The 1,250-nt window shown below is 37.8% G+C and carries 1 pseudogene; it reads left to right on the top strand.

The annotated features are described in order from the left end of the window. Nucleotides 1-1,090: pseudogene (locus PX636_RS10610) on the top strand (protein kinase domain-containing protein); the annotation flags it as partial. Nucleotides 1,091-1,250: the final 160 nt, after the last annotated feature.

Here is a 1,250-nt window from a genome sequence, read left to right as displayed (position 1 = left end):
TAAACGGGAATATGACGTTTTATTAGAGTTAAGTCGTCAAAATGTCACCGGTGTTCCTCGAGCGGATGCCTATTTTCAATATTCCACGAGAGAAGGGAAAATATTACACTGTTTAGTTATGGAAAAAGTGGAGGGTATTAATTTAGAACAGTGGCTAAAGCAGTATGATAAATTAAGTCAAAAACGAGCCTTAAAATGGCTGAGAGAAATTACTTTAATTCTCGATAAAATTCATCAACAGAATTGGATGCATCAAGATATTAAACCCCCTAATATTATGTTGCGGAATAGTGGCGAGTTGGTGTTAATTGATTTTGGGACAGCAGGGACAGCAAGGGAAGAAACCCAAACCTATCATCAAAAGGGAAAAGGTCAACAGGTGACAGGTATTACCTCGGTCGGATATACACCCAATGAACAACAACATAGCCAGGCGGTGATTCAATCAGATTTTTATGCTTTAGGACGAACTTTTGTGCATTTATTAACCGGAAAACATCCTTTAGAAATTTATGATGCGGTTAATGATGTTTTAGCTTGGCGAGAAGAAACGGAAAATATTCACCCGTTATTGTTGGATTTTATTGACGAGTTAATGGGAAGATTACCCAAGAATAGACCGGCTAATACTAGGGTTATTTTACAGCGTTTGGATGAGATTGAAAGGCAATTAAAGTTACCTCCTATAACTCCTACTATAACATCTCCACCACCAAATCCGCAGCCTGTTGTAACTCAAAAACAACCACAGGTTATTCCTAAGATTAATCCTTCTCCGCCAGTTTCACCCGTGGCTGTACCCAAAAAAACACCAGCACAACCGGTTAAAAATAATAATCTGAGAAATAGAATGAATGCTCTTGGTGGCGTTTTGTTATTAGGGATAGGAATAACGCAAGTTTATGGTTATTTAAAATATAAAAGATTTCCTGTAACTCCTCAATTTTTGATTTCTGGTTTAGTAGATAATCCATCTCTTTATAAAACCCTAACTGGTCATTCTGACTCAGTTCAATCAGTAGTATATAGTCCCGATGGCCGCTATTTAGCTAGTGGGAGTAAGGACGATACTATCAAAATTTGGCGAGTGGGACAGTAAAGTTGTGTTGGGGGTGACAGCAATAACTTTTGTCTATCAAAAATGAGCGATACTTGCGGGAAACTGCACCGATGTCTTTAAAAATATTGGGTTTTGGCTCAAATTATTGAATCGAGCAGTTTTCTCCTAAATAGGGTATGCGGCAAAAAGT

The sequence above is a fragment of the Microcystis sp. M53598_WE2 genome (assembly GCF_030067735.1).
In the GTDB taxonomy this organism is placed as follows: Bacteria; Cyanobacteriota; Cyanobacteriia; order Cyanobacteriales; family Microcystaceae; genus Microcystis; species Microcystis aeruginosa.
The sequence above is the reverse complement of the archived record's forward strand: the minus strand, read 5'-3'. Positions and strand labels throughout refer to the sequence as shown.